The organism is Larsenimonas rhizosphaerae, from assembly GCF_026240105.1.
Classification (GTDB): domain Bacteria; phylum Pseudomonadota; class Gammaproteobacteria; order Pseudomonadales; family Halomonadaceae; genus Larsenimonas; species Larsenimonas rhizosphaerae.
Genome location: NZ_JAPIVE010000002.1, coordinates 559,880 through 585,317, shown reverse-complemented (window position 1 = coordinate 585,317; position 25,438 = coordinate 559,880). Strand labels below are relative to the sequence as shown.

Here is a 25,438-nt window from a genome sequence, read left to right as displayed (position 1 = left end):
CGGCACGCGAAGCGGGCTGCCCCGTTGCAGAAACACTTATCAGGCACTTACGCGTTAAAGCTCAAATTTTACTTAAAATAACAAGGACTTTGAAACGCTTGTGTTACGCTCGAATACGATGAGTTGTGAAGCCTCATCGTATTCTTTGCACAACCGATTGGCCGTCTCGAAACTGGGGCGGCTTTTTTTTGTCTGTTACTCGGGCTGCGTCCCCGTCTGATTGACGTAAATCAGATCCCACACGCCATGCCCCAGACGCTCCCCACGCTGTTCAAACTTGGTCAGGGGCCGAAACTCGGGTCGAGGCACATAGACGCTACCTTCCGGTGCCGTGTTGGCAAAAAGAGGAGAGGCTTCCATTACCTCGGCCATGTGCTCGGCATAGGCCTCCCAGTCGGTCGCCATGTGAAAGCGGCCCTCAGGCTTCAATACCCGCGCTACCCGCGCCAGAAACTCCGGCTGCACGATACGGCGCTTGTGGTGCTTTTTCTTCGGCCAGGGGTCAGGGAAGAAGAGCTGCAGCGTATCGATGCTGTCTGCCGGCAGTGCTTCATCCAGCACCCTCAGTGCATCCTCGCGAAAGACCCGCAGATTGGTCAGGCCGGCCTTGTCAGCTTCATCAAGCAGCTTGCCCACACCGGCCACGTGAACCTCGATGCCGATAAAGTCGGTATCAGGATGCGCCATCGCCTGATCGAGCAGGGACCCCCCCATGCCAAACCCGATCTCCACCACGCAGGGGGCTTCACGGCCGAACAGGGCCTTCAGGTCAAGCCGCCCCTGGGCCAGCTCGAGGCCCAGACGGGGAAAGACCTCTTCCACACCACGAGCCTGGGCGACCGTCATCCGGCCGCCGCGCAGAACGTAACTCTTGATTTCACGGCGCGGCGCGCCAGTGTCCGGGATATCGGTCCCGGTGCCGTTCGAATCATTCATGCCTGCTACTCAAAACGATATATTCAGGCGTTGATACGCCCTTCAGTGGGAGAAGATGCCCGGGCCAGGGTGCGGCGCGGCATACGCTCGGCAAGCCAGGCATTACGACCGGCCTCTACCGCCTGGCGCATGGCACGCGCCATGACCACCGGCTGCCGGGCGTGAGCAATGGCGGAGTTCAGCAGCACGCCGTCGCAGCCCAGCTCCATGGCCAGCGCCGCATCCGAAGCGGTCCCGATCCCGGCATCCACCAGCACCGGCACGCGCGCATGATCAATGATCAAGGACAGGCTATGCGGGTTCAACAGCCCCTGCCCGGACCCGATCAGCGAGCCTAGCGGCATGATGGCGCAGCAGCCCATGGACTCGAGTTCCCGCGCCACGATCGGGTCATCGCTGGTGTAGACCATGACGTCAAAGCCATCATCAATCAGGGTGCGTGCCGCGCTCAGGGTTTCCATGACGTTGGGGTACAGCGTGTGCTCATCACCCAGCACCTCAAGCTTGACCAGGTTATGGCCATCCAGCAGTTCACGGGCGAGCTGACAGGTACGCACGGCGTCACGGGCGTTAAAGCAGCCGGCCGTATTGGGCAGGATGGTATAACGCGTCGGCGGAATAATATCCAGAAGGTTCGGCTCATCGGGATTCTGGCCCAGATTGGAGCGACGCACCGCCACGGTCACGATTTCAGCACCACTTTCGGTAATCGCATCACGCGCCTGGTCGAAGTCGCGGTATTTGCCGGTGCCTACCAGCAATCGGGAGTTAAAGGTCCGACCTGCGATGGTCAGCGGCGCATCCAGCCGAGTTGACTCGGTCATGAGACTCTCCAGTAATAGCGTTGATGTCCGGCAATAAAGAGTGGCGTTCAGCCGCCACCGATGGCGTGTACGATTTCAACCTGGTCGCCGTCGGCAAGCGTAACGTCGGCGTGGGTAGAGCGTGGAACAATGGATTCATTGAGTTCAACGGCAACCCGTTTGCCGGCAAGTCCCAGGGTGTCAAGCAGTTCGGACACGGTTCGCGTGTCCTCGAGGTGCTGCCATTCACCGTTAATAAGCAACTGCATGATGGGTTTCCTGTTCCTGAGCCTGAAGCAGGCCGCGCCAGTATAGCGAAAAGAGAAAGGGCGAGCACATGGCCCGCCCTCTCACCGTCCGGCCATCAGGACTTACCAGACGTCCTTGTTGTAGTCACCGGCACCCCGGGACAACTGATCAAGCACCTTGCCCTCGAACTCGGGCTCACGAACACCCGACTTGCGCTGGCGCTCGTAATCCTTCAGCACAAGGAACGCCACCGGTGCCAGCAGGATGATGGCAATCAGGTTGGTGGTGGCCATCAGCCCCATCGCGAAGTCGGCAAAGGCCCAGACAAAATCAAGCTGTGCCACGGAACCGATCATCACCATGGCCAGCACGGCAATGCGCAGGGCATTGATGGCGAACGCGGGCTTGCGCTTGAACAGATACCCGATGTTGATTTCGCCGTAGGCATAGTTGCCGATAATCGAGGTAAAGGCGAACAGGAAAATCGCAACAGCAATGAACCAGGTACCAAACACGCCCAGGTGATCACCCATGGCCTGCTGGGTCAGGGTAATACCTTCGATTTTCTGGCCCGGGTTGCTGGTCATCAGCTGATCGTAGACACCGGACAGCAGAATCACGACCGCCGTGCAGCTGCAGATCACCAGCGTATCAACAAACACACCAAAGGACTGCACAAGCCCCTGTGCAGCCGGATGCTTGACGCTGGCCGTTGCTGCCACGTTGGGCGCCGAACCCATGCCGGATTCGTTGGAGAACAGGCCGCGCTTGATGCCGTTTTCCATTGCAATCTTGATGGTATATCCCACTGCGCCACCGACGGCCGGGCCGTAACCGAAGGCACTCTTCACAATCAGCGCCAGCATGTCGGGCACCTGACTGATATTAGCAAACAGAATGAACAGCGCCACCAGCAGGTAGGCAATGGCCATGACCGGTACGATCTTTTCTGCCGTACGTGCCACGGATTTGACCCCACCGAAGATGATCAGCGCCGTCATGGCAACCAGAATGACGCCGGTCAGCCAGGTCGGAATACTGAACGCCTGCTCCATGCTCTGGGCAATGGTATTGGCCTGGGCGCCATTGAAGGCCAGTCCGTAGGCAATCAGCAGGAATACGGCGAAAATAACGCTCATCCAGCGCTTGCCGAGGCCTCGTTCCATATAATAGGCCGGGCCACCGCGGAAGGAACCATCGGCATGAGGCTCCTTGTACACCTGTGCCAGCGTGGACTCGATAAAGGCCGTGGCCAGCCCCACCAGCGCCGTCATCCACATCCAGAAGATAGCGCCCGGACCACCGACCCACAGGGCAATGGCCACACCTGCCAGGTTACCGGTGCCTACGCGGGAAGCAAGCGAGGTGGCAAAGGCCTGAAAGGCACTGATGCCTTCGCCGCTGCTACGCCCGGAAAAGGTGATTCGCCCCATATGACCTAGCAGTCTGAACTGCATGAAGCGCGTGAAAACAGTAAACCACAAGCCTGCGCCCAGCAGCAGATAGATCAGGACGTAGCTCCAGATGAAGTTACTGACCGGATCCATTACCACATGGATGGCACTCTCGATCTGTTGGATGAATTCCATTATTGGCGTGCTCCAGAGTTACCCGTTTTCATTGCAAAAACGATCACTTGCAGTGACGGGTCTTATTAATGTTATGTGGCGTTTATCAATTTACGCGGGGGGAGTGTACACGATGAAGGAAAAAATCGAATGGATGGCCGCCTGTTTTAGCGGATTCATTGGTGTCATGGCAGGGGCATTCGGCGCGCATGGCCTTCAGGGCACCGTCTCAGAGGCCCTGTTTCATGCCTGGGAAACCGCAGTGCGCTATCAGATGTGGCACACCCTCGCCATCATGCTGGTACTGGTCTGGCGACAGCAGCATGCCTTTACCGCACAACGTGCCGCCGTGCGGCTGTGGATGGCGGGCACCGTGATGTTTTCAGGCTCCCTTTATGCACTGACACTCGGCGCCCCGTCCTGGCTGGGGCCGGTAACCCCCGTCGGAGGCACACTTCTGATGGCCGGCTGGCTGACACTGGCCTGGGGCATTTTTCGCCACCAGCGTTGTTAAACCGGGGCCCGGCAGGCCTGATTCGACAGGGCGCACTGACAGGCCCTCATGAAACACCTAGGCTGTGACCTCGGCACTACTGCCCTTTCCATGCGGAAAACGTATTCATGAACCCGATTGTTCACACCATTGTCATTGGCATATGCAGCTACCTGACCCTGATCGTCATACTGAGGCTTTCAGGCAAGCGCACCCTGTCCAAATGGAATGCCTTTGACTTCGTGGTCACGATCGCACTGGGCTCGACGCTGTCTACCGCGCTGACCTCAAGCCAAGTGCCCTTTACGCAGAGCGTTACCGCGTTCGTGATCATCATTTTGCTGCAGTTTATTATAACCTTCACGTCCGTTCGCTCGAAACGCGTCAAGAACCTGGTCAAGTCCAGACCGTCACTTCTGCTGTTCAACGGCAGGTACTGTGAAGACACCCTGCAGCGTGAACGAGTGGTCCGGGCCGAAATCTGCGCCGCCATTCGTGAAAAGGGCATCACTGACGTAGAGAGCGTATATGCCGTAGTGCTTGAAACCGACGGCAGCTTCAGCGTATTACCTCAGGCTGGCAGCAGTAATTCAGCGCTGGAAGGCATCGCCGGCATCCCCGGGCCCACGTAAGCCGTCAGGCAGGGCATGAAGCACGACCTGCTGACAGGGCGTTTCGGGCCGAAATACGGCCCGGTCATGGCCGAGACATCATGGCAGAGCCCCCTTGACGCCCACCATCGGCCCGGTACCGCTACACTACAGGATTCCAGCCAGGTGCTATCCCGGGTACCATTGCCCGTTATGGCCCGCTTCACGTCAGGTACCCATGACCGATCCACTGCCCGATTTCTGCACGCTGTCCCAGACAGGCCCGCTGGCGCCCGTAACCTCATTGGATGGCGTCCTGGGCGACTACATGGCTCATTACGGGCTGGACCACTGCCTGCCGCATGCCAGAACAGTGCACTGCGGCATGATTGATGCCACGGCCTGGCAGTTGTGGGCGCAGGTCTGGTGTCCTCCCGGCCCACGTGGCACCGTGTTCATCGTCCATGGCTATTTCGATCATCTGGGCCTTTATGCCCATATTCTGGAAGCCCTGCTCAAGGCGCACTGGCAGGTCGTACTGTGGGACCTCCCCGGGCATGGCCTTTCAAGCGGAGAGCGTGCCTCGATTACCGCCTTTGACGACTATGTAGAGTGCCTGCACCAGGTGCGCAGCCATGTTGATCGGCAGCGACTGGCACCGACGCCATGGGTTGGTCTCGGGCAGAGTACCGGCAGCGCAATACTCGCCACCGATGCCCTGGCGGATACGCCCACCCCCTGGCAGAGCCTGTGTCTGCTGGCACCGCTGGTACGTCCCAGAGGCTGGCAGCAGACCCGCTGGATACACTGGGCACTCAGCCCCTTTGTCAGCAGCCTCAAGCGCACGTTTCGCCCCAACAGCACCGATGCAGCCTTTGCCAGATTCCTGCGTCAGGATGATCCACTGCAGGCCACGGCCCTGTCGGTGGCCTGGGTCAGTGCCATGAAGGTCTGGATCCGGGATATCCGCCAGCGACCATCCATCTGTCTGCCTGCGCTGATCCTGCAGGGCGAGCAGGACCTTACCGTCGACTGGCGATGGAACCTGCCGCTGCTCAGGGAGAAATTTCCCGAAGCACGGGTAGTTCGCCATACCCGCGCCAGGCATCACCTGGTCAATGAATCACCCGAGATCCGGGAACCTTTGTTCAACGCCCTGCTGGACTTCATTGACGCCCCCCTCACCCCGGCTGAGAGGGACATCACCCTATGACACGCCTCGCTGCCCTGTTACTGATGACGCTGTGGCTGGGAGGCTGCTCCCTGTTTTCCTCCAGTGAAACGCCCAGAGAACGTGATCCCCTGCATGACCTCGGGCGTCAGGTCGCGCATACACTGGCAGAAAAGGCCCCATGGGCCGAGGCTTCCACGCCGGATATCCTGCTGTTGCCACCCACCACCATCGACCAGTTCTTCCCCGCGCCGGTGGGTCACTTCAGGGAAGCCCTGCTGCGTGCAATGCTGACCTCCTCCAGCACACTGCAGGTACTGGCCTGGCCGGACGCCACCCCCCCGGGAGAACTGCAGGCGGATCAGTGGCAACTGCTTACCCGCCTCGACGCCGGCAAGGCGCTGCATCTCACGGACCGCACCCTCTACCCTTATACGCTGGCACTGACCCTTTACCATGGTCATCAGCCTGCCCCGGTGTGGCAACACACCCTTCGCGGCGCGCTGGATGCCAGTGCCCTGAACGAAACCCGACGTTACTGACAGGGTTTGAATCTGCTGTACTGCCTGAAAGGATCTTCCATGCCTCGCTACGCCTCACACCTGACGCCCGATAGTCCGCGCAACCCGTTCCCGGGGCTCAAGGCCCTCGAGCGTCGGCTTGACCGCCGCCTGCCCCATCAATTGGGGTCCAATGAAGGGCTGGACATGCCACACAATGCGCTGGCCACGTTGCTGGGTGAGGAAACCGCCCGTCATGCCCGCGCCTACGGCGATGCCGACGCCTTTGGCGTGCGGACCCGGCTTGGTAAACACCTGGGGCGAGCCATGGATGAACTGATTGTCGATGCCGGCGCAGACAGCCTGATCGCACTGGCACTGCGCGCCTGTTGCGACACAGGAAGCACCGTGGTAACCAGTGCCGGTACCTACCCCACCTTCCGTTACTTTGCTGAAGGTCAGGGGCTTGTAGTGCATGAAGTGGCCTATCGGGATCGCCCCGGCGTGCTCGCGCCGGACCTGATTGCCCTGGATCAGGCGGTGAGGGAGACCGGCGCCGTGATGGTCTACCTGGCCAATCCAGACAACCCCAGCGGCGCGGTTTATACCCAGGAAGAGATCAACACCTTTGCACAGGGGTTGCCCGAGCACTGCTGGCTGCTGCTCGACGAGGCCTATTACGAATTCGGTGCCGAGGTGATCGACAGCCGCCCGCTTCCCAATGCCCTGCGGCTACGCACCTTTTCCAAGGCCCATGGGCTGGCCGGGCTGCGGATCGGCTACGCCATCGCCTCGCCCGAGGTGATTCAGGCGCTGCATACGGTGCGCATTCATTACGCGGTCTCCTCCGTCGCCCTGGCAGCAGCGGAAACCGTACTGGATCATGACACTGAAGTGCAGCAGCACGTGCAGGATGTCATCGACAGACGTACGCGCCTGGCCACACGACTGGCCGATGCCGGCGCTGATGTCATGACAAGCCACACCAACTTTGTCGCCCTGCGCCTGCCCAACAGCGACATGGCCGAAAATATCCAGCGCGACCTGCTTGATGGAGGTGTGGTGGTGCATCGCCCGCCCCATCCGGCGCTGGGACACGTATTACGCATCAGCGCCGTGGAAGATGCCCTGATGCCGGGCCGGCTTGCCCCTCTGATGGAACGCCTGGCCGCTTACGCTTGAAGCGGGCACATTGCCGGGCGATACTGTGCATACATACATGACTCGGGAGCCCGTCGGTCGAATGAACCGGCGGGATCAATCACGAATGGTGCCATCACCCTGTATAAAGCATTGCACGCTGGATGAGCACAGAGTATGCCAGGGCTGTCTGCGTCATATTGATGAAATCGTGGCCTGGGGCGGTCTGAGCGAGACCGATCAGCGCGACATCCTGGCGCGATGTGCGGCTCGTCGCGCCGAACGTGAAAGCCCTCTCACGCCTGCCGGCCTGCATGAAAAAGATTCTTCACGCTGATTGCGACTGCTTCTACGCCGCCGTCGAAATGCGCGACAACCCGGCGCTGGCTGATCGCCCGATCGCCGTAGGCGGTCGCGCCGATCACCGCGGCGTCATCGCCACCTGTAACTATCCGGCCCGCGCCTTCGGCGTACGCTCCGCCATGCCCAGTGCCCAGGCACTGAAGCTTTGCCCGGAACTTGAAATCATTCGGCCGGACTTCGAGAGGTACCGCGCCGTTTCCGCCGATATTCAGGCGCTTTTTTTCGAGCTGACGCCAAAGGTGGAGCCGCTATCACTGGATGAGGCTTATCTCGACGTCAGCGATGTCACCCGGTTTCAGGGCAGCGCCACCTGGATGGCGCGCTGGCTGAAGGAACAGGCGTTGTCGAGGACCGGCATCACGCTTTCAGTCGGGGCAGCGCCCAACAAGTTTCTGGCGAAGATTGCCAGTGACTGGGACAAGCCCGATGGCCTGCGCGTTATTACCCCTGACGAGGCAGACGCCTTTATTGATCAGCTGACCGTGAACAAGCTGCATGGGGTCGGGCCGGCCACTGCCGCCAAACTCGAACGGCTGGGCATCCGCACCTGCCCGGAACTTCGAGACGTGTCACTGGCCCGTTTGCTCGAGAACTTCGGCAAGTTCGGCCAGCGCCTTTATGAACTGTCGCGTGGCATCGATCACCGGGAAGTCAACATTACCCGCGAGCGCAAGTCCGTCAGTGTGGAAACCACCTTCGATCAGGACCTGCCCGACCTTCCGGCCTGTCAACAGGCCGTGACAGCGCTGGTCGTCAAACTCGACGAGCGGCTGGCCCGTCACGAGCATCCCCCGCTGAACAAGCTGTTCGTCAAGGTGCGTTTCAACGACTTCAGCATCACGACCCTTGAAACCAGCGGCGTCACGCCCGGCCTTGAGATCTATCAGCACCTTTTGGATGAAGCCTGGCACCGCCGGGCCAGACCGGTACGCCTGCTCGGTGTCGGCGTACGCCTGACCCCGCCCGATGACTTGAAGCAACTGGGGCTCTTCTAATCAGGCCTCAGCGCAGCCCCAGACGCTTGCCCAGGGAAGGCAGGCGGGTCGAAATGGCCGGTAGCCGCAGACTCATCAGTGCCACCGCGGCCAGCGCGTACCCGGCCCAGTCGGTCATGTCAGCGCGTACGACCCAGAAAAAATGCAGCAGCACCAGCGCCAGCACGAGATAGACCACCTTATGCAGGGGCTTCCAGCGCTTGCCCAGTCGGCGCATGGCCCAGCGATTGGAGGTCAGCGCCATGACCAGCAGCCCCACCAGCGCCAGCATGCCAACAATCACATAAGGGCGGCGCGCGATATCCTGCAACAGCACACTGAAATCCAGCCCCAGAATGAATACCAGATAGCTGCTCAGGTGCAGCAGCGCATAGAAAAATGCCCATAGTCCCAGCTGACGGCGAATGAGGGTAAAGCCCTTCCAGCGGGTCAGTTTCGATAGCGGCGTCAGGCTCAGGGTCAGCAACAGAATCACCAGGGCGCACAGGCCAAACCCCAGCAGCAGATACTTGCCAGGCTCCGGACCGGCCTGCTGAAGCGCAACCTGAGTGCTCCAGTACACCAGTGGAGACAGCGCTGCCATGAAAACAAGCACTCGCCAGAGCAGCAGTACACGCGGCGACGACAGGGTCATCAAAAGTGTTTCCTCAGGTCCATGCCGCTGTACAGCGAGGCTACTTCCTCGTACCCGTTGAACATCCGAGTATCCATGCGGTTGGGGTTGAACAGGGAGTTCGGCAACCGGCGCTCGGTGGCCTGGCTCCAGCGGGGGTGATCCACATTCGGATTGACGTTGGCGTAAAAGCCATACTCGCTGGAGGCAATCTTCTGCCACGAATTCAGTGGCTGGTCACGGACCAGCGATATCCTGACAATCGACTTGATGCTTTTGAAGCCGTACTTCCAGGGAACGACCAGCCTGAGCGGTGCCCCGTTCTGATTCGGCAGCACCCGGCCATAATTGCCTACGGCCAGAAAGGCCAGCGGATGCATGGCTTCATCGAGCCGCAGACCTTCCACATAAGGCCAGTCGATCAGGTTGAAGCGCGATTGCTGCCCGGGCATTTCCTCGGGACGCACCAGCGTCTCGAACCGCACATAACGGGCTTCGCCGGTCGGGTCGGCGCGGCGAATCACGTCCGCCAGCGGAATCCCCAGCCATGGAATCACCATCGACCACGCCTCGACACAGCGCAGACGGTAGATCCGCTCCTCGAGGCGGGAAGGCGTCATCAGCGCTTCAAGCGACAGCTTGCCCGGGTTATTGACCTCACCATCGATCATCACCGTCCAGGGCTCGGTCGTCAGCTGGCCGGCCCGATTGGCGGGATCACTCTTGTCGGTCCCGAATTCAAAGAAATTATTGTAGCTGGTCGCGTCCTTGAACGGTGTGGTCTTGTCGACCGATTGATCCTCGGGCACTACCGCGTCCCATGCCGCGTTTTCCTTCATGGCCGCAAACCAGGCCGGCGCCTCGGCCGGGGTGACATCCTTCCAGGGCGGTTTGGCCCAGGCCGTGCCCGGCAGGGCCGCCGCCAGACCAAGTCCGCCCATCGCCCCCATGAACCAGCGCCGATTGCGGTACATGGCCTCCGGCGTCACATCATTTTCTGTCGGGTCCTGCGGACGTCGTGAACGAATCAGCATGGCGGGGTCCTCCCGTTAAAATACAGCCAGTAAGGTTACTGACCGTTACAAATGCATCAAGTTCCGCACGATGCTTCCTGCGGCGCCGAAGGAAAGGCCGCAGGCCATGCCTTCAGAAAGGCGTGGCAGGCCCGCAGAAGTCTGGCGTCATCAAAACGCGCCCCGGCGAGCTGAATTCCTATCGGCAACCCGTCATCGGTAAAACCGCACGGCAATGAGGCAGCCGGCTGCTGGGTCAGGTTGAAGGGGTAGGAGTACGGCGTCCACTCCATCCAGTCCCGCATGCCGCTGCCCGGCGGTACATCATGACCAGCCTCGAAGGGCGGAATGGCTACACTGGGTGTCAGCATCAGATCATGGCTGTCAAAGAAGCGATCAAGATGGCCATTGAGTCGCGTGCGGGCAGTCTGGGCATCAAGCAGGTCCACGGCACTGAACTGCTCGCCGAAGCGGGCAATTTCCCGAAGCCCCGGATCCATCACCCCGTGATGCTGCGCCGGGATATGACTGAGCTGATTGGCAGAGGCCGACGCCCACAGCACCCGATACGTTTCAAGCGAGCTCTCTATTTCGGGCTCGATGCGCGTGACCGTCGCGCCCAGAGCCTCCAGGCGCTCGGCGGCCTCGCCCAGATGCTCCAGAATCCGGCGGTCCGGTGCGGCACATCCCAGTGTCGGACACATCGCGATACGCAGGCCATCCAGGCGGCCATCGGCCCTGCACTGCTCTCCCCAGTCCGTCGGCTGACCCGGCACGCTGAAGTAGTCATGTGGATCGAACCGCCCGATGACGTTGAGCATCAGCAGAGCATCGTCCACCGTCCGGGTCAGGGGACCAATGTGAGACAGGCTCGCCATGGTACTCGGGGGCCATTGTGGCACCCACCCGAACGTGGACTTGAATCCGAACACGCCACAGAAGGCGGCCGGAATACGAATCGAGCCGCCGGAATCACCTCCCTGGTGCAGCACCCCCATGTTGAGGGCACAGGCCGCTGCGGCCCCACCGGATGATCCACCCGGCGTCCTCGACAGATCCCAGGGATTTCGCGTAATACCGTAAACCCGGCTGTCGGTCACGCCCTTGCACCCGAATTCAGGCGTGGTGGTCTTGCCAAGCAATACCGCACCAGCCTCGCGCATGGCTCGCGCCGGTGGCGCATCCCGAGTACAGGCCGCTGTCGAGGTCGTCAGTGAGCCTTCACGTGCCGGCATGCCCCTGACCTCGGTCAAGTCCTTCATCGAGGTGGGCACTCCATCCACCGCGCTCAGGGGGGATCCGCGCTTCCAGCGTGCTGCCGAGGCACGCGCCGCCTCCCGCGCGCCCTCGTAATCCACATGACAGTATGCATTGACGGCATCGTTGAAACGCTGAATACGCTCAAGGGAGGCGTCGACAGCCTCAACCGGTGTCCAGTCACCGCGCTGAAACCCGGCCACCAGTTCGGTGGCGCTCAGATCGCCCAGTTCATGCTCTACGCTCACATCCAGATCCTGTTATCGTCCATGAATCCAGAGTGTGGTTCAGGCCGGCTTACAACACCAAACGATACATGGCAGGGAAAAGATCCGACCGCCATACTGCGACATCACCTGCTAAAAGCGAGATACCATGGCCCGAAACGTCTGCCTGTTGTTTGATTGCGATGGCACGCTGGTTGACAGCGAACCCCTGCTGGCCGAGGTGCTGACCGAGATTTTTAACGAACTGGGGCTGCCCTTCGTCCCGGCGGATTACATGACCCGATTTCGAGGCACGGCCTTTCCCACCATTCTGGCCACCCTCGAACGCGAACACGGTGACATCACCCCGGATGCCCGGGAAGCAGCCATGCCGGCCATGCGCCGTCGCCTGTATGCCAGAATGGATCAGGGCGTCCCTCGCATTGCAGGAATCGAATCCGCTCTCGAACGTCTGCCCCACCCCAAGGCCGTCGCCTCCAATGGCCCCATCGAGAAGATTCGACGAGCCATGGCCGCTTCGGCGCTGGCGCATCATTTTGGTGATCACCTTTATTCGGCGTATGAAGTGGGTAGCCATAAGCCTGACCCCGGGCTTTATCTGCATGCCACCCGAGCGCTGGCCTTTGCACCGGAAAACGCCATCGTGATCGATGATGCGGCCGTAGGCGTCGAGGCAGGTCTGGCTGCCGGCATGCAGGTCATTCACATCAATCATTTCCCGGATCAGGAAGCGACCCCGGCAGGCGCCCACGCCCTTTACCACATGGAAGAGCTGCCGGCACTGGTCGATCATCTGACCCGGTAGGTAATGAACCTCTTCCGGCAAATGCATTCAAAGCCTGAAAGCCCCTTTTACGTGAGGACACATTAATGAGTAATGATGCCAACCGTTTTATCGATGGCCTGTTCGACCGGCTGAAAACAGCCGAAGAGAAAAGCGGCGAGCGCGATACCGATGCCGAGCAACGTATCCAGCAACATGTCGAGGCACAGCCTGCGGCGCCCTACTACATGGCGCAGACCATCATCATGCAGGAAGCAGCCCTCAAGCGACTACAGCAAAAGGTGGAAGCACTGGAGAAGAAACAGGCTGAACAACCCGCCGGTGGCGGCGGTTTTCTGGCCGGCCTGTTTGGCGGCGGCAGTAACGCCGATGCCGCGCCGGCCTCTCGCAGTGGCAGCGGCCGCGACCGGGTCCCGGGCACCGGTGGCGGCAACGCCGGCATGGCCCCTGGGTTTGGTGCTCGAAACTCCCAGCCAAGTGGTTACGGCGGTTCTCCCATGGGAGGCAGCCGGGGGGGCGGTTTCATGAGCGGGGCATTACAGACCGCCGCCGGTGTCGCCGGCGGGCTGATGCTCGGCAATCTGATGATGGACATGTTCCACGATGACAAGCCCGAGGATGTCGCCAATACGCTCGATGACAATGATACCGGCAGCGACATGAGTGACCCCGGCGCCGAGGACATGGGCGGTGACATGAACAATGACATGGGCCAGCCTGATTTCGCCGATAACGGGGGCATGGATGACCCCTCCCGGTATGACGATGGCGGCTTTGACGATGGTGGCGGCTTTGATGATTTCGGTGGCGGATTCGACGACGTCTGAATACCCGATAAACAAAAGGGGCGGCCAGAAGGCCGCCGCTTTTTTAACCATGAGCCTGCGCGCGACCTACTTGCGCACCGCTTCCTTCTCTGGCCAGACAGTGCCGTCCACCTGTTCGGGGTGCTTCAGCACCCTGCGAGGATCAAAGCGAGGCTCGCGCACGCCATCGCGGCGCTGCTGCTCATAATCCCTGAGCACCTTGAGGGCCACCGGTGCCAGCAGCACGATAGCCACCAGATTCACGGTTGCCATCATCCCCATGGCCAGATCCGCGAAATGCCAGATGAAATCCAGCGACGCAACGGCCCCCACCATGACCATCAGCAAAACGACGATACGCAGCACCTGATCCGCCTGTTTCGCGTGGCGCGGAAACAGATACTCGATATTGACCGATGAATAGGCGTAGTCCGCCAGAATCGAGGTAAAGGCAAACATGAAAATGGCCACGGCAATAAACCAGGTGCCGAATACACCAAGATGGTCGGTCATGGCATCCTGGGTCAGTTGAATGCCCTGAACATCGGCGCCGGGTGAGCCGGCCATCAGCGTTTGATACACACCTGACAGCAGGATCACCACCGCCGTGCAACTGCAGATGATCAGCGTGTCACACACGACCCCGAAGGACTGAACCAGCCCCTGGGCCGCCGGATGACGCACCGTGGCGGTGGCTGCAGCATTGGGTGCCGACCCCATACCGGCCTCATTGGAAAAAAGGCCCCGCTTGACGCCGTTTTCCATCGCTGCCTTGATGGCAAACCCGGCCGCCCCGCCGACGGCAGGACCGAACCCGAAGGCACTTTTGACAATCAGCGCCAGCATCGCCGGCACCTCACTGGCATTGGCGAACAGGATATAAAGCGCCACCAGCAGATAGGCAATCGCCATGAACGGCACGATCTTCTCGGCGGCCTGCGCCACGGACTTGATGCCGCCATAAATGATCATCGCCGTCATGATCACCAGAACAACGCCTGTCAGCCAGGACGGTACCTCAAACGCCGCATCCAGCGCCCGGGAAATGGTATTGGCCTGTGCCCCGCAAAAGGCCAGACCGAAGGCGATAATCAAAAAGACGGCAAACACGCATCCAAGCCAACGCTGTCCCAGGCCGCGCTCGATGTAATAGGCCGGACCACCGCGAAATACGCCGTCTTCATGACGAACCTTGTATACCTGCCCGAGCGTCGACTCGATGAAAGCCGTCGCCAGCCCGACCAGGGCTGTAATCCACATCCAGAAGATGGCCCCCGGCCCGCCGACCCACAGCGCCAGCGCCACGCCTGCCAGGTTCCCCGTACCGACTCGCCCGGCAAGCGATGTAGCAAAGGCCTGAAAGGCACTGACACCATCACCACTGCCGCGACTGGTGAAGGTAACCCGAGCCATGTGACCGATCAGCCGAAACTGCATGAATCGGGTGATAACGGTAAACAAGACACCGACCCCCAGCAGCAGATACACCAGAATATAGGTCCAGATAAAATTGCTGACAGGATCCGTCACCGCATTGACGGCCTGCTCGATACTCGTCAGCCACTCCATGGGCCAGCTCCTTGCAACGTTGTTGTGATTGTTCTGGATACAACAGGACAGCAGCATGCATGACGCACTGCCACTGCCTTAAGCGTTCAAGTATAGATAAGCCCATCTGCAGCGCCACGCCCCGGATCAGGGCACATCAGCCTGTTCTTCAGCGGTCGCGGCAGTTACCGCCACCAGACAGCTGTTGGCGGCGCACCCGCGGGCAAGTTCGGAGGTCGGCCGGTCGGCCGTCAGCACATTCGGATTACCGGCGCGTTCAAGCGGGGTACCGTTGGGAGCCAGCAGGGTATCAGACGGGCTGAACCAGGCACCGGTCGGCAACACAATGACACCCGGCATCAGGGTATCCGACAACGCAAGCCCGGCCAGACACGCTCCGCGGTCATTGAACAGCTTGATACACTGCCCATCGATCAGCCCCAGGGCGATTCCGTCGGCGCGGGCCATGACAGCGACTTCCCGCCCGTGCTGCTTGTGACGGGCACTGGCACCTACCTTGTCGAGCTGACTGTGCAGGCGATGCAGGGGCTGAGGTGACAGGAGATGGAAAGGATAGCGCGCGGCCAGAGGGCTTCCAAGCCACTCCTCGGGAGGCTGCCATGCAGGATGCCCGCCACACTCTTCAAGCCCCATGGCCGCGATAGTGGCGCTGTAAAGCTCGATTCGTCCGGAAGGTGTAGACAACGGGCAGGCAACAGGATCGTCCACGAACGCCGCCAGAGGCGTCTGCACAACCGGCGCCGACGCTGCTTCATCCAGCGTTACCGCGCCCTTTGCAGTAAAGCCCTCAAAGGAAGGCAGCTCCGGAAAACGGGCCTGGTACCCGGCATAGAGATACGCGAGCCAGTCACCCTCGCTGCGCCCGTCTCGAAAGACCTCTTCCTGCCCGATGGCAGCCGTGATACGGGCACAGATGGCATGATCGGTAAGCGCCTGCCCCTGAGGTTCCCGCCCGGCCGGGCTATAGACCAGAGTACGATCATTGGACGAGCCACTGATATCACTGCGCTCCTGAGGCAGGGTAACCGGCAGTACGATGTCGGCCTGCTGCGCCGTCGCGCTCCAGACCGGCTCATGCACGATGACCGTGTCAGGGCGTTTCCAGAGATCGCGCAGGCGGTTCAAGTCCTGATGGTGATGAAACGGGTTACCGCCGGCCCAATAGATCAACCGCACCCTGGGCCAGCGGCGCAGATCGCCATTGACGCGATAGGGCTGCCCGGCGCTCGCCAGCATATCGCCCAGTCCGGCCACGGGAATACATGATGAGACAGGGTTAATCCCCTGGGAAACGCCCGGTGCCTTGAGTGGACGCACCGGCTGACCGACCGAGTTGACCGATCCCAGCCCGAAGGCCACCCCTCCACCCGGGGCCCCTATATGACCAAGCCAGGCTGCCAGCGATACCGCTGCCCAGCAGGGCTGCTCGCCGAACCGTGCACGCTGCAGGGACCAGCTCATGGCAATCAGGGGCCGTCGAGCTTCCGCCAGCTGGCGTGCCAATGCCTCGATACGGGCTGGTGACATACCGGTAATTTCCGCGGCCCATGCCGCATTGCGTACCGTTCCGTCGTCTTCACCCAGCACATGCCGAGCCAGTGCCTCATGGCCGGTACAGTAGCGGGACAAAAAGTCATGCTGCCCCTGCCCAAGGGCTTCCAGCTCTCCGATCAGACCAAGCATCAGCGCCGTGTCAGTGGTTGGACGAAGGGGGATATGCGTTACGTTCGGCCAGGCCGGTGCATCAGCGGCATCCGGCGACACCACAATCAGCGTCATCCCCCGCCGACACGCCTTCTCAAGCCAGGATCGCGCCGTATGGGCAAAGACACCGCCTGCATCACATCGGGTATTACCCGGCCGGAACCCCCCAAGCGCCAGCATCACATCCGTATGGGCAGCAACCTGATCCCAGCCAGGGGCACAGGCATTGGTATCTCCGAATGGGGCGCCCAGCACGTGAGGCAGCATGACGGCACCGGCACCATAGCTATAGGAATGTTCCGAGCAGGAGAAGCCGCCAAACAGGTTAAGCATCCGCTTGATCTGGCTCTGGGCATGATGAAATCGTCCGGCACTTCCCCAGCCGTAGCTGCCGGCGTAGATGGCGTCATTGCCATGTTCACCAGCCACACGCTGAAGTTCATCAGCAACAAGACGGGTCGCTTCCGCCCAGCTGATCGGCTCGAAGCTGTCCGCTCCCCGCCCGGCCCCGTTATCTCCCGATCGCCAGCCACGCCGCACCATGGGGGCCTGTACACGGACCGAATGAGAGGCCAGTTCGAGAAATTCCTCGCCGGACAGGCCCGGCGCCGGATCATGAGGATTGATTGAGGTGCCTTGCGGGCCGAGCGGCCAGGTTCCCAGGTGAGTCGAAAACCAGGACGCCTCCGATGAGTGAGCCATTCAGCCAGTACCCCGTGCGCACAAAAGAGCCGTCAGACTGCCAGTCCCTGCCCGGTGGTTCAACACAGGCCACCCGGGAAGGAACCGGCATGGACTCTGCTGCTCAGCGCGCAGGCTGAGCCATTGCATGAAGCCACTGGGCAGCATCATCGAGCATATAGCGCCCCTGATCGATGGCTCCGGCCATGACAGCGCAGCTGTGAACGGTGCCCAGATAACGACGCCAGGTCACGGCAATTCCCTGCTGTGCCAGACGCATGGCAAACACTTCGGCTTCATCGCACAACGGATCATGCTCGATGGAGGCCACAAAGGCGGGCGGAAGCCCCCACAGCTCGCCCAGATAAAACGGTGAGGCCGTCGGCGCGTCCCAGTCAAGGCGCGGGTCGTAAAGCAGTGCGAACTGGTTCAGGTCGCTCAGCTCCACCCCATACCCCTGCCCCCAGTGACGTTTGGAAGGCGAATCCGGCGCCGGCGAGAGTCTAAGCCAGGGATACAGCAACATCTGCCCGGCCAGCATGATGTCATCACGCCCGATGCAGGCATGAGCCAGCACAACTGCAATATTCCCGCCCGCGCTGTCACCGCCCACCACGACACGGGACAGGTCTATTTCGTATTCCTCGGGCGCCATGGCAATGGCATCCAGCACGGCCAGTGCATCTTCATGCGCCGCCGGGAACGTGGCCTCGGGTGCCCGTCGATAATCCACGGCCAGTACCTGTACGCCGCTTTCTGAACACAGGTAACGGCACAGGGCATCATGCGTCTCGAGGTCCCCGATAACAAAACCGCCGCCATGAAAATAAAGCAGGGTCGGCCACCCATTCTGTGGCACTGGTCGGTCCGGCTGGTAGGCACGTACAGGAATATCCTGTGCCGGACCGGCCACGGCATAGTCGGTCACCTTGTCGAGCGGTGTTCGTGCCAGCCCGTAGCGGTCACTGCGGGCCTGAGCCTGCAGCCGCATCTGCGATGGGGCCAGCGGGAGCTCCAGCGTCGCCAGTTGCTGCTCGATTTCTGCCATTACCTGACGTGTCTGCTTATCCAATCCCATGCCATTCCCCTTGTACTGTTATCATGAGCCAGCAGCCTGCTCGCCCCTTCCCTGGTATGACACCACACTAGCCTGTTTTAATTAAAATTAGCTAGCTTTAAAGTACTAGATACAAGTATTAGGCCTGCTTACACACAGCCTGTCATGTCAGCCGGGACAAGGCAAAATCGGCAATGGCAGTATCCTGCCCCCCGGTACCAGTCAGATCACACACCGTAATGGCCTGATCACTCCTGCGCCCTGGCGCGCCCTCGGCCAGCAGTACGCCCAGCTCGGTCACCTCAACAGGCACGGGCTCACCCGACCAGGCCTTTAATTCACCGTTATGCTCGCTCTGGGTCCGCGTATCGACAACCATGTGATCGGCACGACTCATCACCGAGCGGTCCAGTTCCTGCTTGTCCGGGCTGTCCGACCCCATTGCCGTCACATGCACACCTGATGGCAGCATATCGCCAAACAGCAGCGGCATGCGAGAGGAAGTAGTGGTCACTATAATATCCGCCTGGCGGCATGCCGCGCCCAGACACCCACCTGACGAATATCACGCACCAGAGTAAGCACCTCGACCTGAAGCCTGGCCTGCATGCCAGCACCGATCACCGTCACACGCTGGCTGTCAGTGCGAGACAGCGCATTGGCGGCCACCGCACCGGCCAGAGCTTCCGACAATACGCCGACGGGCGGCGTAGACATTCTTGAGCAGGACAGACGTTGAATCCATGAACCGACCCGTTGAAAGGCAGCAGGCCCGGTCTCCCGGGCCTGCGTCATTGATGGCATGGCATCGTCAGCTGCCCGATACGCTCGGCATGTTACCCAGGCAGAAGTACTTGGTGTCCAGATATTCTTCGATCCCGGCGTGACCACCTTCCCGGCCCAGCCCCGACTGCTTGATGCCACCAAAGGGCACGGGGGCGCCGGTCATCTTGATGGTATTGACACTGACCATGCCATAATCAAGCCCGCGCATGAACCTGTAGATTCGGCGCACATCATGGGTATACACGTAGGCCGCCAGGCCATATTCCGTATCGTTGGCCGCAGCAATGACAGCCTCTTCATCCTCCCAGGCACACACTGCCGCCACTGGAGTAAAGGTTTCCTCCCGGAAGACCCGCATCTCCGGCGTAATGTCAGCCACCAGCGTCGGCATGAAGAAGTTGGCACCCGGCGCCATGGACTGTTCACCGGCGATCAACCGGGCGCCCCTGTGAACGGCATCGTCGACCAGGGCGCAGGCCATGTCCACGGCACGTGAGTGAATGAGCGGCCCAATGTCGACATCCATCAGACCATTGCCAACACGAAGCTGCTTCATGTGCACCGCAAACCGCTCAATGAACTGCTCATAAATGCTGGCGTGTACAAAAATGCGGTTGGCGGCAAGACAGTCCTGCCCCGCCGTCTGAAACCGAGCGGCCAGTGCCTCCCTGGCAGCCTCGTCCGGGTCCATGTCCGGTCCGACGATAAAGGGTGCATTGCCCCCCAGTTCCAGTGCCATGCGCTTGACGCTTGATGCACTCTGCTTCATCAACAACTTGCCGACCCGCGTAGAGCCCGTAAAGGATACCGACCGAACGCGCGTATCGTTGCACAGCACCTCCGAGACCATTTCGGCATCACCGGTGACCACATTGAAAACGCCAGCCGGAATGCCGGCCCGCTCCGCCAGCTCCGCCAGCGCCAATGCCGAATACGGCGTTTCCCCCGCCGGTTTGACAATGACCGGGCAACCAGCTGCCAGCGCAGCCGCCGCCTTGCGCGTAATCATGGCCAATGGAAAATTCCACGGCGTAAACATGACCGAAATTCCCACCGGCTCACGAAGGGTGCCCAGCATGGCATTGGGCAGGTGGCTGGGAATGGTCTCACCTCCGGCTCGCTTGCCTTCTTCGGCAAACCACTGAATGAAGCTGGCGCCGTAATCCACCTCGCCCCGTGCATCAGCCAAAGGCTTACCCTGCTCCCGGGTCATGATGACCGCCAGGTCCTCCCTGTGCGCCTGCAACAGGTCATGCCAGGCATGCAGCCTGGCGGCACGTTCATTGACACTCAGCGAGCGCCAGTGGGCAAAGGCCTGTTCAGCGGCCGTCACCGAGGCAGTGATCTGATCGCGTTCAAGCAATGCCACATGGCCCAATACTTCATTGGTGGCCGGGTCATCGACGGCCAGATCACGACCCTGGTCACCGGCAGTCCACATACCGTTGACATAGGCCAGCTGGCGAAACAGGCGGGGATCATTGAGTTGCATGAGGTCTCTCCTTCATCAGCGATCCCTCAAGCGTGCGGCAAAACAGCACACAAAACTTTTTGTTACCGGCTTCTACACCTGGGATTTTTTTTATAAACCCTCATGCAGGGTGCGGTTTTTTTGCCACACCTCAGTACATGCAACACGCGCTGGTACGCCGGGCACCTGGTGGTGACATAGAAACGGCATGAAGGGGAAGGGCCGGGTTCGAGAACATGCGAACCCGGCAGAACGTCAGTGTGGCCGCTGACGCCAGCGCAGCAGAGCGTGCAATATAATGCCGCCAAAGGTCGCAGTACCGATGCCATCCAGAGTGAACTGGCCGAAGTGCAGTGAAAAGTTGCCGGCGCCCAGCACCAGAATGACGGCAATACTGATCAAATTGGCGTTATTGGACAGATCTACCTGGTTCTGTACCCAGATACGGGCACCCGCCACGGCAATCAGACCGAAGACCACAATGGATGCTCCGCCCATGACCGGGCCCGGGATGGTCTGAATCACGGCCCCGAACCGGGGCGAGAAGCCCATGACCATGGCCATGACCGCCGCGGCAACGAAAATCAGGGTGGAGTAGACCCGCGTAACCGCCATCACGCCGATGTTTTCGGCGTAGGTAGTGACGCCCGTACCACCCGCCGCACCGGACAGCATGGTAGCCAGCCCATCCCCCAGAAAGGCGCGCCCGGTCCAGGGAGTCAGGTTGCGTTCCGTCATCGCGCCCACGGCCTTGATATGCCCCAGGTTTTCGGCCACCAGAATAACAGCCACCGGGGCAATCAGCCCCATGGCATGCAGGTTGAACGTGGGTGCCGTAAAGGTCGGCATCCCCCACCAGGGCGCCTGGGCAACAGCGGAAAAATCGATGGGGGTTCCCAGCCCGAAGCCATTGGTGAGCAAGGCATACACCCCATACGCGGCAAGCAGCCCCACCAGAATCAACAGTCGCTGAAGCACCCCGCGTGTCAGCACCGCCGCCCCGCCAATGCAAATGACGGTCGCCAGAGCCATCCAGCTTGAAAACGGTGACCCGGAGACACTCTCGACCGCCACGGGGGCCAGATTGAGCCCGATCATCATGACGATCGCCCCGGTAACGGCAGGCGGCATCAAGGCCTCGATCCAGCCGGTGCCGGTGCTCATCACTACCAGGCCGATCAGGGCATATACAGCACCGCAGGCAATAATGCCTCCCAGTGCCATGGCCAGATTGGGATTGGCTCCCTGGCCGGCATACCCCGTGGCGGCCATGACCACACCGATAAAGGCAAAACTCGACCCCAGATAGCTCGGCACCCGACCGCCCACCAGCAAAAAGAACAGTAGAGTGCCAACCCCGGACATGAAGATGGCCACGTTGGGATCAAATCCCATCAGCAGCGGCGCCAGCACCGTCGAGCCAAACATGGCAACCGTATGCTGAATGCCCATTACCAGTGTCTGCGCGCTCGACAATCGCTCATCGGGGGCCACCAGCGCCTGCTCCGAAATACCTACCTTCTTCCAGTGGGGAAACCACGACCCGGCCATAACCCGCTACTCCGCCAATACGTTGTGATAAAAGAGATGCCACCCTGCGCAACGACAGCATCATACCTCAACTCGGCCGAGGTCGGTTTACCGCGGTGCGACCGACAGATGCGGGTAGTGTGCAGCCAGCGTTGTCAGGTAACGCTCGTAATGTCCCTGATAGGCCTGTGACCTGGCCGGATCAGGCCGAGTCCGTGTTGATTCATCCACCTGTACTGCCTGATCACACAGCGTCTGCAGACTCGTGGTGTCTCCCCGGCCTGTCAGATCACACCACCAGGCTTGCAAGGCTGCGCCCAGCGCTGCCGCCTCCCCCGCCACACACACCAGCGGCACATTCATGACGTCAGCGACCATCTGACGCCAGACCGCACTGTTGGCCCCACCACCGACCAGTCGAATGTCGCGGGGTGTGATGCCCTGTGCACGCAGCAGATCCAGCCCGTATCGCAGTCCGAAGGTGGTGCCTTCCATGACGGCACGACACAGGTTGGCAGGCGTGGTGTTATGCGCCGAGAGGCCGATGAAACTGGCCGTGGCCTCGGGCAGCATCGGCACCCGCTCGCCATCGAAAAACGGCAGCACCTGAACACCCTCCGCGCCTGGCGGCGCGGCAGCCACGGCTGACGTAAAGCCGGGCAGGTCCAGGCTCAGCAATGTCTGTACCTGCCGGGTAGCCGAGGTAACGTTCATGGTGCAGATCAGCGGTAACCATCCCCCATGACTGGCACAGAAGTTGGCAATAAGCCCTGGCTCGGCTACCACCGGCGCATCAGCACAGCCATACACCGTACCGGAGGTACCCAGACTCATGGTGATGGCACCAGGCGACAGATTCCCCGTGCCAATGGCCCCCATCATGTTATCGCCCCCGCCGGAAGACACCGGAATTCCCGCAGCAAGGCCCAGTCGAGCAGCCATCTGTGGCGTCAGCATGCCGGCAGGTTCATCCGATGCGATCAGTCGAGGCAGGACCCGTTCAGGGTCAAGCTCCGGCGCCACATGGTGAAAGGCCTTTGTATCCCAGCACCGCGTACGGGTATCAAAGTAGGCCGTGCCTGACGCGTCACCACATTCTGCAACCCGCTCACCGGTCAGGTAGAAGTTAAGGTAGTCATGCGGTAACAGCACGGTGGCAATCCGATCATAGGCAGCACGATGGTGCGCGCGTAGCCACGCCAGCTTGGGCGCGGTATAGCCTGGCTGTGGAACCACTCCCAACCGTGCCAGACAGCCGGCCTCTCCGCCCATGGCCTCGATCAGGGCCGCACACTCGCGAAAGGCCTGAGTATCATTCCAGAGCTTGGCGGGATACACCGGACAGCCGTCAGCATCCAGAGCCACCAGACCATGCTGCTGGCCGGAAATGCCTATGCCACGTACCTGCCGGCCATCAATGCCGGCACGTCGAAGTGCGGTAGCCAGTGCCTGCTCCAGCGCATCGATCCAGACCTGCGGGTCCTGCTCTCGCTGCCCATCAGCACCACTGATCAGCTCATGCGGGGCCTGCCCCTCGCCGACCAGTATCTGTCGGTCAGGGTCGAGCACCACCACCTTGGTGCTCTGAGTGCCACAATCCACACCGATATACATGCCGTCTCCCTGAGTTGTCCTCAGCGCAGCGCCTCGAGCGTGGCCCGGGCTCCCGTTGTATGTAGAAGTGAAAGCGCCGACAGGTATGCCTCGACAAACCGTGGCTCACTGGCCAGGTCACCGAACAGATCCTGATTTTCGATAAAGGCTGTCGGATGTCGTCGGTTATCTGCTGCCATCGCCATCAGGTCATCCTTCAGACGATCCACTATCTCGATGGGCTCGCCCTGCTCATCCTGCCCCTCGGCGTAACGGGCCCAGCTGGCGACCACCGCAGCAGAGCGCTTGATATCACCGCCGCGTGCCAGCTGCTCCCGAATCACCGGCAACAGCCACTTCGGAATACGGTCCGAGCTTTCGGCACACAGCCGAGCCAGGGTGTCGCGAATTTCCGGGTTGGCAAAACGCTCGATCAGCGTATGACGATAGGCCTCGAGATCAACGCCTGGCACCGGACTGAGCGTAGGTGTGGCCTCAAGCGTCATGTAATCCAGCAGAAAATCATTGAATAGCTGATCACTGCAGACTTCGTGGGCATACCGATAACCGGCAAGGTAACCGAAATAGGTCAGCGCCTGGTGACTGGCATTCAGTAAACGCAGCTTCATCAGCTCGTAGGGCATGACGTCATCCACGACCTGAACACCAACGTCTTCGAAGGCAGGTCGCCCCTGGGAAAAATGATCTTCCAGTACCCACTGGGTGAAGGGCTCGCACACGACCGGCCAGCCATCTTCGATGCCAAAGCGCGACGCCACATCGGCGCGATCCTGGTCCGTGGTGACCGGGGTGATGCGGTCGACCATCGAATTCGGGAACGGTACCGACGCCTTCATCCAGGCAGCGACGTCCGGTGCCTTGTGCTCGGCGTAAGCCGTAAACATGGCGCGCGCAACATCACCGTTCCCCTGAATATTGTCGCAGGACATGACCGTAAAGGGCGGCAAACCACGGGACAGGCGGCGGGACAGGGCCTCGACCACCAGCCCGAATACCGTTACAGGCACGGCTCCCTCGGCAAGATCATGCATTACATCCGGATGAGCCAGATTGAATTCGCCGGTCACATGATGAAAGTTGTAGCCTCCTTCGGTAACGGTCAGCGACACGATGCGGGTGCTCTCGGCTGCCATGGTTTCGATGACCATCTCCGGGTCATCCGGAGCGTACAGATAACGTACCATCGAGCCGATTACCCGCGCTTCGTACTGCCCATCGGCATGCTTTTGCACCAGCGTATACAGCCCATCCTGGGCGGCCAGCACATCCCGCATTCGAGTATCGGAAGGCATTACACCGACGCCGCATATGCCCCAGTCCAGCGCCTTGCCTTCATTCATCAGCCTATCGAGATACATGGCCTGATGCGCGCGATGAAAGCCGCCCACACCAAAATGCACGATGCCGACGGATACCTGGCTGCGATCAAAACGAGGAACATCAACTCCTTCAAGGGCATTCAGGGTCGTTGCTGAAAGTGCCTGCATGGGTATCTCCCTGGTGGCTTTTAATCAAGTG

The 25,438-nt window shown here is 60.7% G+C and carries 23 protein-coding genes and 1 pseudogene; 9 read left to right on the top strand and 15 right to left on the bottom strand.

Translation table 11 applies throughout. The features are described from left to right. Positions 1–195 precede the first annotated feature (195 nt). The 4 genes from trmB to OQ287_RS09120 form a co-directional block, all read right to left on the bottom strand. A complete protein-coding gene (trmB, locus tag OQ287_RS09135) occupies positions 196–936 on the bottom strand; it encodes a tRNA (guanosine(46)-N7)-methyltransferase TrmB (RefSeq protein ID WP_265896236.1) in 741 nt (246 codons plus the stop codon). Positions 937–959: 23 nt separating this feature from the next. Further along, positions 960–1,760: a thiazole synthase gene (locus OQ287_RS09130; RefSeq protein ID WP_250935432.1), complete on the bottom strand. Its 801-nt coding sequence runs from the start codon at positions 1,758–1,760 to the stop codon at positions 960–962. Positions 1,761–1,807: 47 nt separating this feature from the next. Then, positions 1,808–2,008 carry a sulfur carrier protein ThiS gene (thiS, locus tag OQ287_RS09125; protein ID WP_250935431.1) on the bottom strand — a complete coding sequence of 67 codons (201 nt, stop codon included), beginning with the start codon at positions 2,006–2,008 and terminating at the stop codon, positions 1,808–1,810. A gap of 102 nt (positions 2,009–2,110) precedes the next feature. Beyond that, positions 2,111–3,577, bottom strand: a complete 1,467-nt coding sequence (locus OQ287_RS09120) for an alanine/glycine:cation symporter family protein (protein ID WP_250935428.1) — start codon at positions 3,575–3,577, stop codon at positions 2,111–2,113. Between the two features lie 112 nt (positions 3,578–3,689). Between OQ287_RS09120 and OQ287_RS09115 the strand changes: the two genes are divergently transcribed. The 7 genes from OQ287_RS09115 to dinB all read left to right on the top strand — a co-directional run bounded on the left by OQ287_RS09115 (position 3,690) and on the right by dinB (position 8,808). Beyond that, positions 3,690–4,070, top strand: coding sequence for a DUF423 domain-containing protein (locus OQ287_RS09115; protein WP_265896235.1), 381 nt, complete (start codon positions 3,690–3,692; stop codon positions 4,068–4,070). A gap of 107 nt (positions 4,071–4,177) precedes the next feature. Continuing rightward, positions 4,178–4,681, top strand: a complete 504-nt coding sequence (locus OQ287_RS09110) for a DUF421 domain-containing protein (protein WP_265896234.1) — start codon at positions 4,178–4,180, stop codon at positions 4,679–4,681. 196 nt (positions 4,682–4,877) lie between these two features. Then, a complete protein-coding gene (locus tag OQ287_RS09105) occupies positions 4,878–5,852 on the top strand; it encodes an alpha/beta hydrolase (RefSeq protein ID WP_265896233.1) in 975 nt (324 codons plus the stop codon). Beyond that, positions 5,849–6,352 (top strand): hypothetical protein, encoded by a 504-nt coding sequence (locus OQ287_RS09100; protein WP_265896232.1) that lies wholly within the window; start codon positions 5,849–5,851, stop codon positions 6,350–6,352. Before OQ287_RS09105 ends, OQ287_RS09100 begins: the two co-directional genes overlap by 4 nt. Before the next feature lie 39 nt (positions 6,353–6,391). After that, a complete protein-coding gene (locus OQ287_RS09095) occupies positions 6,392–7,492 on the top strand; it encodes an aminotransferase class I/II-fold pyridoxal phosphate-dependent enzyme (RefSeq protein WP_265896231.1) in 1,101 nt (366 codons plus the stop codon). Positions 7,493–7,529: 37 nt separating this feature from the next. Next, complete coding sequence (locus OQ287_RS15340) at positions 7,530–7,787, top strand: DUF1289 domain-containing protein (protein ID WP_350355148.1); 258 nt, start codon at positions 7,530–7,532, stop codon at positions 7,785–7,787. Further along, on the top strand, positions 7,765–8,808 hold the full coding sequence (dinB, locus tag OQ287_RS09090) for a DNA polymerase IV (RefSeq protein WP_265896230.1): 1,044 nt from the start codon (positions 7,765–7,767) through the stop codon (positions 8,806–8,808). Before OQ287_RS15340 ends, dinB begins: the two co-directional genes overlap by 23 nt. A 7-nt stretch (positions 8,809–8,815) precedes the next feature. Here dinB and msrQ read toward each other — a convergent pair whose 3' ends face one another. Genes msrQ through OQ287_RS09075 form a run of 3 tightly spaced genes read right to left on the bottom strand, consistent with a single transcriptional unit; the run spans position 8,816 to position 11,939 of the window. Continuing rightward, a complete protein-coding gene (gene msrQ / locus OQ287_RS09085) occupies positions 8,816–9,442 on the bottom strand; it encodes a protein-methionine-sulfoxide reductase heme-binding subunit MsrQ (RefSeq protein ID WP_322974112.1) in 627 nt (208 codons plus the stop codon). Further along, positions 9,442–10,455, bottom strand: coding sequence for a protein-methionine-sulfoxide reductase catalytic subunit MsrP (msrP, locus tag OQ287_RS09080; RefSeq protein WP_265896229.1), 1,014 nt, complete (start codon positions 10,453–10,455; stop codon positions 9,442–9,444). The genes msrQ and msrP overlap by 1 nt, the downstream gene beginning before the upstream one ends. A 56-nt stretch (positions 10,456–10,511) precedes the next feature. Beyond that, positions 10,512–11,939 carry an amidase gene (locus tag OQ287_RS09075; protein WP_265896228.1) on the bottom strand — a complete coding sequence of 476 codons (1,428 nt, stop codon included), beginning with the start codon at positions 11,937–11,939 and terminating at the stop codon, positions 10,512–10,514. Positions 11,940–12,066: 127 nt separating this feature from the next. Here OQ287_RS09075 and OQ287_RS09070 point away from each other — a divergent pair, with 127 nt between their 5' ends. Together OQ287_RS09070 and OQ287_RS09065 are read left to right on the top strand one after the other, a co-directional pair. Then, positions 12,067–12,723, top strand: a complete 657-nt coding sequence (locus OQ287_RS09070) for an HAD family hydrolase (protein WP_265896227.1) — start codon at positions 12,067–12,069, stop codon at positions 12,721–12,723. A gap of 65 nt (positions 12,724–12,788) precedes the next feature. After that, positions 12,789–13,529: a DUF2076 domain-containing protein gene (locus OQ287_RS09065; RefSeq protein ID WP_265896226.1), complete on the top strand. Its 741-nt coding sequence runs from the start codon at positions 12,789–12,791 to the stop codon at positions 13,527–13,529. A 66-nt stretch (positions 13,530–13,595) separates the two neighbouring features. Here the strand turns inward: OQ287_RS09065 and OQ287_RS09060 are convergent, their stop codons facing one another. The 8 genes and pseudogenes from OQ287_RS09060 to OQ287_RS09025 all read right to left on the bottom strand — a co-directional run bounded on the left by OQ287_RS09060 (position 13,596) and on the right by OQ287_RS09025 (position 25,407). Then, complete coding sequence (locus tag OQ287_RS09060) at positions 13,596–15,077, bottom strand: alanine/glycine:cation symporter family protein (RefSeq protein WP_265896225.1); 1,482 nt, start codon at positions 15,075–15,077, stop codon at positions 13,596–13,598. Positions 15,078–15,203: 126 nt separating this feature from the next. Beyond that, positions 15,204–17,483 (bottom strand): molybdopterin-dependent oxidoreductase, encoded by a 2,280-nt coding sequence (locus tag OQ287_RS09055; RefSeq protein WP_265896224.1) that lies wholly within the window; start codon positions 17,481–17,483, stop codon positions 15,204–15,206. A 103-nt stretch (positions 17,484–17,586) separates the two neighbouring features. Further along, positions 17,587–18,540, bottom strand: a complete 954-nt coding sequence (locus OQ287_RS09050) for an alpha/beta hydrolase (RefSeq protein ID WP_265896223.1) — start codon at positions 18,538–18,540, stop codon at positions 17,587–17,589. A gap of 142 nt (positions 18,541–18,682) precedes the next feature. Next, positions 18,683–19,236 (bottom strand): annotated as a pseudogene (locus tag OQ287_RS09045) (hypothetical protein). Between the two features lie 94 nt (positions 19,237–19,330). Then, complete coding sequence (locus OQ287_RS09040; protein WP_250935401.1) at positions 19,331–20,797, bottom strand: NAD-dependent succinate-semialdehyde dehydrogenase; 1,467 nt, start codon at positions 20,795–20,797, stop codon at positions 19,331–19,333. A 234-nt stretch (positions 20,798–21,031) separates the two neighbouring features. After that, positions 21,032–22,327, bottom strand: coding sequence for a solute carrier family 23 protein (locus tag OQ287_RS09035; RefSeq protein ID WP_265896222.1), 1,296 nt, complete (start codon positions 22,325–22,327; stop codon positions 21,032–21,034). Positions 22,328–22,414: 87 nt separating this feature from the next. Then, positions 22,415–23,920, bottom strand: a complete 1,506-nt coding sequence (gene xylB, locus OQ287_RS09030) for a xylulokinase (RefSeq protein WP_250935399.1) — start codon at positions 23,918–23,920, stop codon at positions 22,415–22,417. 20 nt (positions 23,921–23,940) lie between these two features. Continuing rightward, positions 23,941–25,407: a mannitol dehydrogenase family protein gene (locus OQ287_RS09025; RefSeq protein ID WP_250935398.1), complete on the bottom strand. Its 1,467-nt coding sequence runs from the start codon at positions 25,405–25,407 to the stop codon at positions 23,941–23,943. Positions 25,408–25,438 lie beyond the last annotated feature (31 nt).